The sequence below is a fragment of the Rhizobium sp. SEMIA 4085 genome (assembly GCF_013004495.1).
Lineage (GTDB): Bacteria > Pseudomonadota > Alphaproteobacteria > Rhizobiales > Rhizobiaceae > Rhizobium > Rhizobium gallicum.
Genome location: NZ_JABEPH010000197.1, coordinates 1 through 11,371 on the forward strand (window position 1 = coordinate 1; position 11,371 = coordinate 11,371).

General features: G+C 59.1%; 13 protein-coding genes and 2 pseudogenes. 14 read left to right on the forward strand and 1 reads right to left on the reverse strand.

Translation table 11 applies throughout. The annotated features are described in order from the left end of the window. From C9413_RS19240 to C9413_RS19250, 3 genes are all read left to right on the forward strand, one after another. Window positions 1–573, forward strand: a 573-nt coding sequence (locus C9413_RS19240; protein WP_170250772.1) for a dihydrodipicolinate synthase family protein, incomplete at its 5' end; no start/stop codon positions are given. A 113-nt stretch (window positions 574–686) separates the two neighbouring features. Beyond that, on the forward strand, window positions 687–1,166 hold the full coding sequence (gene smpB / locus C9413_RS19245) for an SsrA-binding protein SmpB (protein ID WP_022714633.1): 480 nt from the start codon (window positions 687–689) through the stop codon (window positions 1,164–1,166). A 3-nt stretch (window positions 1,167–1,169) separates the two neighbouring features. Further along, window positions 1,170–1,586, forward strand: coding sequence for a DUF3830 family protein (locus C9413_RS19250; RefSeq protein WP_039844409.1), 417 nt, complete (start codon window positions 1,170–1,172; stop codon window positions 1,584–1,586). A 3-nt stretch (window positions 1,587–1,589) separates the two neighbouring features. On the opposite strand, the gene C9413_RS19255 is transcribed toward C9413_RS19250, so the two are convergent. Then, a complete protein-coding gene (locus C9413_RS19255; RefSeq protein WP_039844410.1) occupies window positions 1,590–2,171 on the reverse strand; it encodes an NYN domain-containing protein in 582 nt (193 codons plus the stop codon). Between the two features lie 295 nt (window positions 2,172–2,466). On the opposite strand from C9413_RS19255, the gene rpoZ reads away from it, so the two are divergent. The 11 genes and pseudogenes from rpoZ to C9413_RS19310 all read left to right on the forward strand — a co-directional run. Beyond that, a complete protein-coding gene (gene rpoZ / locus C9413_RS19260) occupies window positions 2,467–2,871 on the forward strand; it encodes a DNA-directed RNA polymerase subunit omega (protein WP_039844411.1) in 405 nt (134 codons plus the stop codon). Window positions 2,872–2,991: 120 nt separating this feature from the next. Then, window positions 2,992–5,205 (forward strand): bifunctional (p)ppGpp synthetase/guanosine-3',5'-bis(diphosphate) 3'-pyrophosphohydrolase, encoded by a 2,214-nt coding sequence (locus tag C9413_RS19265; RefSeq protein ID WP_039844412.1) that lies wholly within the window; start codon window positions 2,992–2,994, stop codon window positions 5,203–5,205. Between the two features lie 164 nt (window positions 5,206–5,369). Beyond that, window positions 5,370–5,519 (forward strand): DUF3563 family protein, encoded by a 150-nt coding sequence (locus C9413_RS19270; RefSeq protein WP_074067150.1) that lies wholly within the window; start codon window positions 5,370–5,372, stop codon window positions 5,517–5,519. A 145-nt stretch (window positions 5,520–5,664) separates the two neighbouring features. After that, the gene (locus C9413_RS19275) at window positions 5,665–6,255 is read left to right on the forward strand and encodes a DUF2062 domain-containing protein (RefSeq protein WP_039844413.1); all 591 of its coding nucleotides are present in this window, start codon (window positions 5,665–5,667) and stop codon (window positions 6,253–6,255) included. A gap of 25 nt (window positions 6,256–6,280) precedes the next feature. Next, window positions 6,281–6,685 (forward strand): holo-ACP synthase, encoded by a 405-nt coding sequence (gene acpS / locus C9413_RS19280; protein ID WP_170250773.1) that lies wholly within the window; start codon window positions 6,281–6,283, stop codon window positions 6,683–6,685. A 114-nt stretch (window positions 6,686–6,799) separates the two neighbouring features. Continuing rightward, the gene (gene lepB / locus C9413_RS19285) at window positions 6,800–7,543 is read left to right on the forward strand and encodes a signal peptidase I (protein ID WP_039846693.1); all 744 of its coding nucleotides are present in this window, start codon (window positions 6,800–6,802) and stop codon (window positions 7,541–7,543) included. Then, a complete protein-coding gene (gene rnc, locus C9413_RS19290; protein ID WP_039844414.1) occupies window positions 7,540–8,259 on the forward strand; it encodes a ribonuclease III in 720 nt (239 codons plus the stop codon). Before lepB ends, rnc begins: the two co-directional genes overlap by 4 nt. Before the next feature lie 7 nt (window positions 8,260–8,266). After that, entirely contained in the window at window positions 8,267–9,208 is a 942-nt protein-coding gene (era, locus tag C9413_RS19295; protein ID WP_039844415.1) for a GTPase Era, read from the forward strand. A 255-nt stretch (window positions 9,209–9,463) separates the two neighbouring features. Next, a pseudogene (locus tag C9413_RS33565) lies at window positions 9,464–9,874 on the forward strand (chemotaxis protein CheY); the annotation flags it as partial. 54 nt (window positions 9,875–9,928) lie between these two features. Beyond that, window positions 9,929–10,702, forward strand: coding sequence for a DNA repair protein RecO (gene recO, locus C9413_RS19305; RefSeq protein WP_039844417.1), 774 nt, complete (start codon window positions 9,929–9,931; stop codon window positions 10,700–10,702). Window positions 10,703–10,799: 97 nt separating this feature from the next. Further along, window positions 10,800–11,336: pseudogene (locus tag C9413_RS19310) on the forward strand (aldo/keto reductase); the annotation flags it as partial. Between the last annotated feature and the right edge of the window lie 35 nt (window positions 11,337–11,371).

The following is an 11,371-nucleotide window of genomic DNA, read 5'->3' on the forward strand; positions in this document are numbered from 1 at the left end:
CCTTATTACTACAAGCCGACCCAGAAGGGCCTGATCGCGCACTTCTCGGCCATCGCCGAGGCTGTCAGGCTGCCGATCTATATCTACAATATCCCCGGCCGCTCGGTGGTCGACATGACGCCGGAAACGATGGGCGCGCTTGCCAAGGCGCATTCGAACATCGTCGGCGTCAAGGATGCCACCGGCAAGATCGAGCGCGTTTCCGAACAGCGCATTACCTGCGGCAAGGATTTCCGCCAGCTCTCGGGCGAGGATGCAACGGCACTTGGCTTCAACGCCCATGGCGGTGTTGGCTGCATTTCGGTAACTGCGAATGTCGCGCCGCGTCTTTGCGCAGAATTCCAGGCGGCAACGCTTGCCGGCGATTACAATAAGGCGCTCGAATATCAGGACCGCCTGATGCCGCTGCACAAGGCGATCTTCCTGGAGCCGGGCCTCTGCGGCGCGAAATACGGCCTCTCTAGGCTCGAACGCATGAGCCGCAACGTGCGCTCGCCGCTGATCTCCATGCTGGAGCCGACGACAGAAGCGGCAATCGATGCCGCGATGCGTCACGCCGGTCTGCTGAACTGAGCGAAGCTGGAAGACGGGTTGCGTCCGTCTTCACAAGTTTCGGCTGTTCCCCTACATAAGGGCAGGAAATGAGGGCGCGCGGTTTTGCGCGTCCGCAAGGATTGGAATGAGTCATGGCCCCCAAAGGCAGCCAGCGTATCGTGAAGAAGGTCGTGGCCGAAAACCGCAAGGCCCGCTTCAACTACGAAATCATCGATACATATGAAGCCGGGCTCGTTCTGATGGGCACCGAAGTCAAGTCCTTGCGCGAAGGCAAGGCCAATATCGCTGAATCCTACGCTTCGGATGAAGGCGGCGAGATCTGGCTGATTAATTCCTACCTGCCGGAATATCTGCAGGCCAACCGCTTCAACCACGAGCCGCGCCGCCGCCGCAAGCTGCTGCTTTCGAGCCGCGAGATCAACAGATTGCGTGCGGGCATCAACCGCGAAGGCATGACGTTGATCCCGTTGAAAATCTATTTCAATGATCGCGGCCGGGCGAAGATGGAACTGGCGCTCGCCAAGGGCAAGAAGCTGCACGACAAGCGCGAGTCCGAGAAGGAGCGCGATTGGAACAGGCAGAAGAGCCGCCTGCTGAAGGACAATGGCTAAGCGATGCGAAGACTGAAGATTTCGGTGGCGTCGCAAGTCTTCGTGGCGAAGCTGGAGGTAGAAAAGGCGCCGAAAACCTGCACGGCGTTCACGTCGCTGCTGCCCTTTCGAAATCAGACTATCCATTCGCGATGGAGCGGGGAGGCGATCTGGGTGCCGCTCGGCGATTATCAGTTCGGCGTCGATTTCGAAAATCACACCTGCCATCCGTCGCGTGGCGACATCCTGCTTTATCCGGGCGGGCACAGCGAGACAGAGCTGCTCTTTGCCTATGGCAGCTCGTCATTTGCGAGCAAGATGGGCGCTCTTGCCGGCAATCATTTCCTCACGATCGTCGAGGGCTGCGAACAACTAGATGACATGGGAAAACTGGTGCTCTGGAAAGGCGCCCAGCCGATCTTGTTTGAGGCTTTGGATTGAGAACTACTCCTCGAAGTCGCTCGCCGGGGCGATCTCGACGGGCTTCTGCGGGCGTTCGGACGGGTCGCGGCCGATCTCGCTTTTCAGCGACAGCAGATCGATGAAGTGATCCGCTTGGCGGCGCAGGTCGTCGGCGATCATGGGCGGCTGCGTCGCCATCGTGGAGATGATCGACACCTTGCGGCCCCTGCGCTGAAGGGCTTCCACCAGGGTGGTAAAATCGCCGTCGCCGGAAAAGATGACAAGGTGGTCGACGGTTTCGGATTGCTCCATGGCGTCGATCGCCAGTTCGATATCCATGTTGCCCTTGATCTTCCGGCGGCCCATGGAGTCGGTGAATTCCTTGGCAGGCTTGGTGACGACCTTGTATCCGTTGTAATCGAGCCAGTCGATCAGCGGGCGGATGGAGGAATATTCCTGATCCTCGATCAGCGCGGTGTAATAGTAGGCGCGCAGCAGGTAACCGCGTTTCTGGAACGCTTTCAACAGCTTGCGATAATCGATATCAAAGCCGAGGCTCTTGGATGCAGCGTAGAGGTTGGCGCCGTCTATGAAGAGTGCAATTTTTTCGCGTGGGTCGAACATCGCATGCCAATCCAATTAGAGTAATCCAAATCTTCTTCGGTCAAAATTCCATAAAAACAATGGCTTAGTTAACGAAGAAAGAATAATTCTTAATTTATGAATTATTCATATAAAGGAGATTTAGGGCACGATTCGGCATATTCCAAGCAACTAACGGTGGAATTGTCACATTCACTCGAAAATTTTAGCAAGGCGACCCATAAACGGCGGGGCGGTGCATGAAAAACTTGAATTCGTCGGCTTTTAATTGTATCGGGCGTTCTAATCCCGAAATCACGACCGTAAAGGACAGGCAATGGCCCGTGTCACAGTTGAAGATTGCATCGACAAAGTTGAGAACCGCTTCGAGCTGGTTCTGCTTGCCAGCCACCGCGCGCGGCTGATTTCCCAGGGTGCCTTGATCACCATCGATCGCGACAACGACAAGAACCCCGTCGTGGCGCTGCGCGAAATCGCCGATGAAACGCTGTCTCCCGACGATCTGAAGGAAGACCTCATCCACTCGCTGCAGAAGCACGTCGAAGTCGACGAGCCAGAGCCCGACCCGGCAAGCCTCATTGCCGCTGGTGGCGTGGCGGCTGCGGAAGGCGAAGAGCAGGACGATCAGCCCGAGACGATCACTTTCGACCAGATGTCGGAAGAAGAGCTTCTGGCCGGCATCGAAGGTCTCGTGCCTCCGGAAAAGAGCGACGACTACTGATACGTCGCGAGACGATTACCAATCGTCAATCTTGCGCCTTTATTGCTAAGGCATATTATTGCCAGTGCGTGCGCCAATCGGTGATTGGCGCGCTTTTGTTTTTATTGGAGTAGTTCCGGGATGATGCGGCAGTACGAGCTCGTGGAGCGGGTGCAGAAATACAAGCCCGACGCCAATGAAGCTCTGCTGAACAAGGCCTATGTCTATGCCATGCAGAAGCATGGACAGCAGAAGCGTGCCAGTGGTGATCCCTATATCTCCCATCCGCTCGAAGTCGCCGCGATTTTGACGGACATGCATCTCGACGAGTCGACCATTGCCGTCGCTCTGCTGCATGATACGATCGAGGATACGACGGCGACACGCGCCGAAATCGACGAGCTCTTCGGCGAAGATATCGGCCGGCTGGTCGAAGGCTTGACGAAGATCAAGAAACTCGATCTCGTCACCAAAAAGGCCAAGCAGGCGGAAAACCTGCGCAAGCTGCTGCTTGCGATCTCCGACGATGTCCGCGTGCTGCTCGTCAAGCTGGCCGACCGCCTGCACAATATGCGCACGCTCGACCATATGTCGGCTGACAAGCGTGCCCGTATCTCCGAGGAGACGATGGAGATCTATGCGCCGCTTGCGGGTCGCATGGGTATGCAGGACATGCGCGATGAACTGGAGGAGCTTTCCTTCCGCCATATCAACCCGGAGGCTTACGAAACCGTCACGAAGCGTCTGCAGGAACTCTCGCAGCGTAACGAAGGCCTGGTCAAGAAGATCGAAACGGAACTGCGCGATCTGCTGGTGGCCAACGGCTTGACGACGGCTAAGGTCAAGGGGCGCCAGAAGAAGCCCTACTCGGTTTTCCGCAAGATGCAATCGAAGTCGCTTTCCTTCGAGCAGCTTTCGGATGTCTATGGCTTCCGTATCCTCGTCGAGGACGTTCCAGCCTGCTATCGCGCGCTCGGCATCGTTCATATGCGCTGGCGCGTCGTGCCTGGCCGCTTCAAGGACTACATCTCAACGCCAAAGCAGAACGACTACCGTTCGCTGCACACGACGATCGTCGGCCCCTCCAGCCAGCGCATCGAACTGCAGATACGCACCAAGCGCATGCATGAGATCGCCGAATACGGCATCGCCGCGCACGCCCTTTACAAGGACGGCGCGACCAATGCCGAGGGCGACATTCTCTCGCGCGAGTCCAATGCCTATTCATGGCTCCGCCACACGATCGAGGCGCTGGCCGAAGGCGATAGCCCCGAGGAGTTCCTCGAACACACCAAGCTTGAGCTGTTCCAGGACCAGGTCTTCTGCTTCACGCCGAAGGGCAAACTGATCGCCTTGCCGCGCGGCGCAACGCCGATCGACTTTGCTTATGCCGTTCACACCAATATCGGCGACACGACGGTTGGCGCCAAGATCAACGGCCGCATCATGCCGCTGGTGACAAGACTTGCAAACGGCGACGAGGTCGAGATCATCCGCTCCGGCGTGCAGGTGCCGCCAGCTGCGTGGGAGGAGATCGTCGTGACCGGCAAGGCGCGTGCTGCAATCCGCCGTGCCACGCGCCTGGCGATTCGCAAGCAATATGCCGGCCTCGGGCACCGCATCCTGGAGCGCACCTTCGAGCGGGCGGGGAAGATATTTTCCCGGGACGCGATGAAGCCGGCGCTGCACCGCCTCGGCCAGAAGGATGTCGAGGACGCGATCGCCGCCGTCGGCCGGGGCGAGATGTCGTCGCTCGATGTCCTGCGCGCTGTCTATCCTGACCATCAGGACGAGCGTGTCACCGTCAAGCCAAGTGGCGATGACGGCTGGTTCAATGTCCGCAGCGCCTCTGGCATGATCTTCAAGGTTCCAGACAAGGCCAAGACGGAGGCGGAGACGGATGCCGATATGGGCCCGATCCGCGGCATTTCCGGCAATATCGCCGTTCAGTTCGCACCTGCAGGCGCCGTGCCCGGCGATCGCATCGTAGGCATCATGGAGAAGGGGAAGGGCATCACCATCTACCCGATCCAGTCGTCCGCGCTGCAACGTTTCGATGATCAGCCCGATCGCTGGATCGATGTGCGCTGGGACCTGGACGAGGCCAACAAATCGCGCTTCATGGCGCGCGTGCTCATCAACGCATTGAACGAGCCGGGCACGCTGGCCAAGGTGGCGCAATCCGTTGCAGGCCTTGACGTGAATATCCGTTCCTTAAACACGGTGCGCGTCGCGGCCGACTTCACCGAAATGGCGGTCGATGTCGAAGTATGGGATCTTCGCCAGCTCAACCAGCTGCTCGCGCAACTGAAGGATCTGGATTGCATTGCGACGGTGCGACGCCTCTACGACTGAGACGTCTGCACATATTATGATCGTTTTGTTGCAGAATTCGCGTACCGAAAAGGCAAGGCATGCACGCTTTGCATGGCTGTGCCTATATTAGAGCGTTGGTAATTGTGCACTGCAGCACCTATCTTCCGTTCATCAGAGAATGAACCAAAGAAAGAACCAACGCTATGTTTACTCCCATCAAGAAAATCGCCCGCGCTCTTCGCGTTCCAAGCGTACAGGAACGTGAAATGGCATACCTCAACGGTTCGTATGACCGTATTGATCTTGAATACCGTCAGCGTCAGGTTGACCGGGGCCTGTTCCGTAGCCGTTGATTGCGGGTCTACACTTCCAGCTATGCAAAAGGGCGCCATGCATGACGCGCGCCCTTCGGTGAAGAGCTTCGGCGGCGGGTGAGGCGAGCCGCGAGACTTTTGACCGCTCTTGTCATGGCGACCTGCGCTGCTCTAAATAGCCGCCATGCTGTTTCGCCGCAGAAAACCTGCAGGACTTCGTGAAAGGACGCGAGAGTTGTTCTGGCCCCGCAAGGGCTTTTTGCGTCCGCTGCGCTATGTGAAGATGCGCATCCTACGCCTGACGGCTTCGCCGCACGCCGTGGCAATGGGCGTTGCAGCCGGCGTCTTCGTATCCTGGACCCCGTTCATCGGCGTGCATTTCATCATGGCCTTCGTGCTTGCCTATTTCCTCTCCGGAAACATGGTTGCGGCAGCGCTCGGCACGGCGGCCTTCGGCAATCCCCTCACATATCCCTTCATCTGGGCGGCGACCTGGGAAATCGGTCATCTGCTGCTCATGCGCGAAGATGCGATGAGCGGGCAGTCCGTCGATCTGATGGAGCTTTTTCACAAGCTCCGTTTCACCGAGCTCTGGAAGCCGGTGCTCGAGCCCATGCTGATCGGCGCCATTCCTCCGGCCGCCATCAGCTCCGTTGTGCTTTATATCCTGACGTTCTACACCGTGAAGGGTTTTCAGGTCCGCCGCCGCGCGAAACTGATGGAGCGGGCGCGCCTTCACCTTGCCCGTCCCACGCAGGATATTCCGACTGTATGATTTCGTTTCGACAGAGAGGCATCGCATGATCATCGGCATTGGCAGCGATCTCATCGACATCCGCCGTGTCGAAAAGTCGCTTGAGCGCTTCGGCGAGCGCTTCACCCACCGTTGCTTCACCGAGACCGAGCGGGCGCGCTCCGACCGCCGCGCCAACCGCGCCGAATCCTATGCGAAGCGTTTTGCCGCCAAGGAAGCCTGTTCGAAGGCGCTCGGCACGGGCATGGCGCAGGGCGTTTTCTGGAAGGATCTGGGTGTCGTCAATCTGCCGAGCGGCAAGCCGACGATGCAACTGACCGGCGGCGCCGCTGTCGTGCTTCAGTCCATGCTGCCTGCCGGGCACAGGGCGATGGTGCATTTGACGATAACCGATGATTATCCGCTTGCTCAGGCATTCGTGATCATCGAAGCCCTGCCGGAAAGCGCGTGAGGAGCGGCGTGTGGTCGCTTTTAATGTTCGCGGCATTGCCGCCACCTGCCGAAGCCGCTAGAGAGAAGCAAACAGAGAATGCGCCGCTGCGGCGCCTTTAAGGAACAAGACTGCGTGTCCGAAAAAGCCGATACTAAGCCGAACGCCCTTTGGGAAAATATTAAAGTCATTATTCAGGCATTGTTGCTGGCGATGGTGATCCGGACGGTCTTCTTCCAGCCGTTCACGATACCATCCGGCTCGATGATGCCGACCCTGCTCGTCGGCGACTACATCTTCGTCAACAAATTCGCTTACGGCTATTCGAAATACTCGCTGCCTTTTTCGCCGAACCTTTTCAGCGGCCGCATCTTCGGCTCCGAGCCGAATCGCGGCGATATCGTCGTCTTCCGCTTTCCGCCGAACCCGGACATCGACTACATCAAGCGCGTCGTCGGTCTGCCTGGCGACCATATCCAGGTGACGGATGGCGTGCTCCATATCAATGGCAAGCCGGTTCCGAAGGTGGCCGACGGCGCCTTTACCTCGGATTACAAGCTCGATCCGGGCGAAGACGTGCCGGTGTTCCGCGAAACGCTTGACGATGGCAAGACCTACGACACGCTGGACCAGTCGCCCGTTTCGCGCGGCGACAACACCCAGGATTTCGTCGTGCCGGAAGGCCATTACTTCATGATGGGCGACAACCGCGACAATTCTCTCGACAGCCGTTTTGACGTCGGCTTCGTTCCGGCGGAAAACCTCGTCGGCCGCGCCAGCGTCATCTTCTTCTCGCTCGGCAACGACACGTCGTTCCGCGAAATCTGGAAATGGCCGGCCAACATGCGGTGGGACCGCCTCTTCAAGGTTGTTGAATGAGCAAAGTGCAGACGCTTTCGGCGGCGGACCGGACGAGGCTTGAAGCCTTGATCGGCCACGAATTCGCCGGGAAGGAGCGCCTGGACCGGGCTTTGACCCATGCGAGCGCCCGCACGCAGAAGGGCGCCAATTACGAACGTCTGGAGTTCCTGGGCGACCGTGTGCTGGGCCTCTGCATCGCCGAACTGCTTTTTCGCACTTTCGGGACGGCCGGGGAGGGCGAGCTGTCGGTGCGCCTGAACCAGCTGGTCAGCGCCGAGACTTGCGCGGAAGTGGCCGACGAACTGGGTCTGCACCTTTTTGTCCGCACAGGCGCCGACGTCAAGAAGCTCACCGGCAAGCGCATGATGAACGTTCGCGCCGATGTAGTCGAAAGCCTGATCGCGGCACTCTATCTCGACGGCGGTCTTGAGGTCGCCCGCCGCTTCATCCTTAAATATTGGGAACAGCGGGCGACCCGCGCCGACGGCGCAAAGCGGGACGCCAAGACCGAACTGCAGGAGTGGGCGCACGCGAAATTCGGCGTCACACCGCAATATCGGGTTGAAGAACGCACCGGGCCGGATCATGATCCGCGCTTCACGGTGACGGTGGAAGTGGTCGGCGTGGAGCCGGAAACGGGAGTCGAGCGCTCGAAGCGTGCGGCCGAACAGGTCGCCGCAGCAAAGATGCTGGAACGCGAAGGCATTTGGCAGAAAGCCTCTGCCGGAAATTGACGGGACAATGACGGAAGAAAACGATATGGCGCATGAAGTCGCCGCTGAAACCAATGGCGAAACGCATTCCGGCTTCGTCGCCCTGATCGGCCCGACCAATGCCGGAAAATCGACCCTGGTAAACCGCCTTGTCGGTGCCAAGGTGTCGATCGTCAGCCACAAGGTGCAGACGACGCGCGCCATTGTCCGCGGCATCGCGATCCATGGCAATGCGCAGATTGTCTTCATGGATACGCCCGGCATCTTCAAGCCGCGCCGCAGACTGGACCGCGCCATGGTCACGTCGGCCTGGGGCGGGGCCAAGGATGCCGATCTCATCATGCTGCTGATCGACAGCGAGCGCGGCCTGCGCGGCGACGCGGAGGCGATCCTGGAAGGGCTCAAGGAGGTGCGACAGCCCAAGATACTCCTGCTCAACAAGATCGACCGCGTCAAGCGCGAAGACTTGCTGGCGCTGGCCGCTGCCGCGAACGAGAAGATCGCCTTCGAGCAGACCTTCATGATCTCGGCGGAGAACGGCTCCGGTTGCGACGACGTCATGGATTATCTGGCCAAGACCCTGCCCGAAGGCCCGTGGTACTATCCGGAAGATCAGATTTCCGATCTGCCGATGCGCCAGCTCGCCGCCGAGATCACCCGCGAAAAGCTCTTCCTGCGTCTGCACCAGGAGCTTCCCTATTCCTCTCACGTCGAAACGGAAAAATGGGAAGAGCGCAAGGACGGCTCGGTGCGTATCGAGCAGGTGATCTACGTCGAGCGCGACAGCCAGAAGAAGATCACGCTTGGCAAGGGTGGCGAGACGATCAAGGCGATCTCCTCGGCATCCCGAAAGGAAATCGCCGAAATCCTCGAGCAGCCGGTGCACCTGTTCCTCTTCGTCAAGGTTCGGGAGAACTGGGGCGATGACCCGGAGCGGTTCCGGGAAATGGGGCTCGACTTTCCGCGTTGACCGATTGAGAAAGACCGGCTCGAATGGCTTGGCGATATCAGGCGGCCGCTCATAAAATTTCTGCGGCCATGTCTTTTTTGAATGCAAATCGGTCAAACAGAAAATAAGGTCGGTGATGCCACTTTTCCTCCGATTTTGCTTCTTATCGACAGAATCAGAAAAGCGGCTCACTCAGGTCGCATGGCCTATGGCCCGCTAACCGGGCATAAGGGGGGTACCAGAGGTAGAGATGCGGGTTAAGCAGACGGTGTGCGCCGTAAACGGCGTTCAGCGAAGGGCGCGGAGATCATGAACGCAAGCCGTGTTCTGGTCCTTGAAGACAGTCTCATCATTGCGATGGAAGCGGAAGATATGCTCCGCGCCGTCGGCGTGGAGGCCATCGATATCGCAAGCGGCCTCGATCAGGCGATGGATGCCGTGAAGTCGAAAAGCTATGATTTCGCGCTGCTCGACGTCAATCTCGGCGAGGCGATGAGCTTCGGCTTTGCCCGGCATTTGAATGAGACGGGCATCCCTTTCGGCTTTGTCAGCGGCTATTCCGATACGCGAGACTTCCCGCCGGACCTCCAGGATGTGCCGCTTCTCGTAAAGCCCTTCGACGAAGGTGCGATGCGCGAATTCCTCGAGAAGCTCTTTCCGACTGCCGAACTGGATCCGGCTTCATGACATAGGGCTGTGCTTGCTTTAGGATCATTTCCGCAAGCTTGAGGTTCGTTCGCCATGCAGTGGCAGGATCATGCAATCATTCTTGGCGTCAAACGCCACGGCGAGACCAGCGTCATTGCCGAGGTGATGACGCGTGCTCGGGGCCGTCATCTCGGGCTGGTGCGTTCCGGCCGTTCGCGCGCGATGCAGCCGGTGCTGCAGCCCGGCAACGAGGTGGATGTGATCTGGCGCGCGCGCCTCGACGAGCATCTCGGCGAATTCCGCGTGGAGCCGCTGCGGCTGCGTGCAGCGCAGCTCATGGAAACAGCCACCGCCGTCTATGGGGTGCAGGCGATGGGCGCTCTTTTGCGGCTTTTGCCGGAACGCGACCCACATCCGCATCTTTACGATGCGCTCGAAGTCATTCTCGACAATCTCCACAATCCGGCGGATGCCGGTGAACTTTTCGTCCGCTTCGAACTCGCCGTCCTCAACGACCTCGGCTTCGGCCTTGACCTTGCCGAATGCGCCGCAACGGGCGCGCGGACCGATCTTGCCTATGTCTCGCCGAAATCCGGCCGGGCGGTCAGCCGGTCAGCCGGCGCCCCCTGGGCGGACAAGATGTTCGTACTTCCGGGCTTTCTCCGCGCCGACGGCAATGATGCCGCAGACTTCGACAGTCTGAGCGCGGCCTTTCGCCTGACGGGCTTTTTCTTGCATCGCCACGTCTACGAGCCGCGCGGGATCGAAGCGACTGCAGCCCGCGACGGCTTCATTCAGGCAGCCCTGAAGGCACTCAATTCGTCTCTCAGGGCTGTTCCTCCAGCGCCGGACGAGCTCTCGGCCTGAGGGTGGTTTTTCACTGCTGAAAAACATGCTGCGGAATTGGAGGTTTATCCGTTCCGGCGTCCTGCCTATGTCTGCTCATATTGCTCTGGAGGATTTCATGCTGACGAAGACAGATAATGCGACAACGATCACGCTCTGGAATGGCCGCGAAATCCCGAGGCTCGGCATGGGCTGCTGGGCGATCGGCGGGCCGTTCTTCGCAGGCGAGGTGCCACTCGGCTGGGGGGAGGTCGACGACGACGAGTCGATCGAGGCCATTCATCGCGCCGTCGACCTCGGCATCCGCTTTTTCGACACGGCTTCGAACTATGGCGCCGGGCATTCGGAAGAGGTCGTTGGTCGCGCGATCGGCAATCGCGACGATATCGTTATTGCCACGAAATTCGGTTTTGCCACCGACGAGAAAACGAAGCAGGCAACGGGCGCCTTTGCCGATCCGGCCTTCATCCGCCAATCGGCGGAAACGTCGCTGCGCCGGCTGAAGCGCGAGCGGCTCGATCTCCTGCAGTTCCACCTGAACGATTTCCCGCTGGAAGCGTCGGACGAAGTTTTCGATGTACTCGAAGCACTCAAGGCAGAGGGTAAGATCGACGCCTGCGGTTGGAGGACGGACTTCACGGATCGCGCCGCCCGCCAGCCAGGTTGAGAGGTGATCCGATCCATACAGCG

What these genes read in the sequence shown, in the direction of transcription:
- recO (WP_039844417.1), top strand. Translation starts at nt 9,929, where the DNA reads ATGCAGTGGCAGGATCATGCAATCATTCTTGGCGTCAAACGCCACGGC.
- acpS (WP_170250773.1), top strand. Translation starts at nt 6,281, where the DNA reads ATGATCATCGGCATTGGCAGCGATCTCATCGACATCCGCCGTGTCGAA.
- era (WP_039844415.1), top strand. Translation starts at nt 8,267, where the DNA reads ATGACGGAAGAAAACGATATGGCGCATGAAGTCGCCGCTGAAACCAAT.
- C9413_RS19255 (WP_039844410.1), bottom strand. Translation starts at nt 2,171, where the DNA reads ATGTTCGACCCACGCGAAAAAATTGCACTCTTCATAGACGGCGCCAAC.
- C9413_RS19250 (WP_039844409.1), top strand. Translation starts at nt 1,170, where the DNA reads ATGCGAAGACTGAAGATTTCGGTGGCGTCGCAAGTCTTCGTGGCGAAG.
- C9413_RS19265 (WP_039844412.1), top strand. Translation starts at nt 2,992, where the DNA reads ATGATGCGGCAGTACGAGCTCGTGGAGCGGGTGCAGAAATACAAGCCC.
- C9413_RS19270 (WP_074067150.1), top strand. Translation starts at nt 5,370, where the DNA reads ATGTTTACTCCCATCAAGAAAATCGCCCGCGCTCTTCGCGTTCCAAGC.
- C9413_RS19275 (WP_039844413.1), top strand. Translation starts at nt 5,665, where the DNA reads ATGCTGTTTCGCCGCAGAAAACCTGCAGGACTTCGTGAAAGGACGCGA.
- rpoZ (WP_039844411.1), top strand. Translation starts at nt 2,467, where the DNA reads ATGGCCCGTGTCACAGTTGAAGATTGCATCGACAAAGTTGAGAACCGC.
- smpB (WP_022714633.1), top strand. Translation starts at nt 687, where the DNA reads ATGGCCCCCAAAGGCAGCCAGCGTATCGTGAAGAAGGTCGTGGCCGAA.
- rnc (WP_039844414.1), top strand. Translation starts at nt 7,540, where the DNA reads ATGAGCAAAGTGCAGACGCTTTCGGCGGCGGACCGGACGAGGCTTGAA.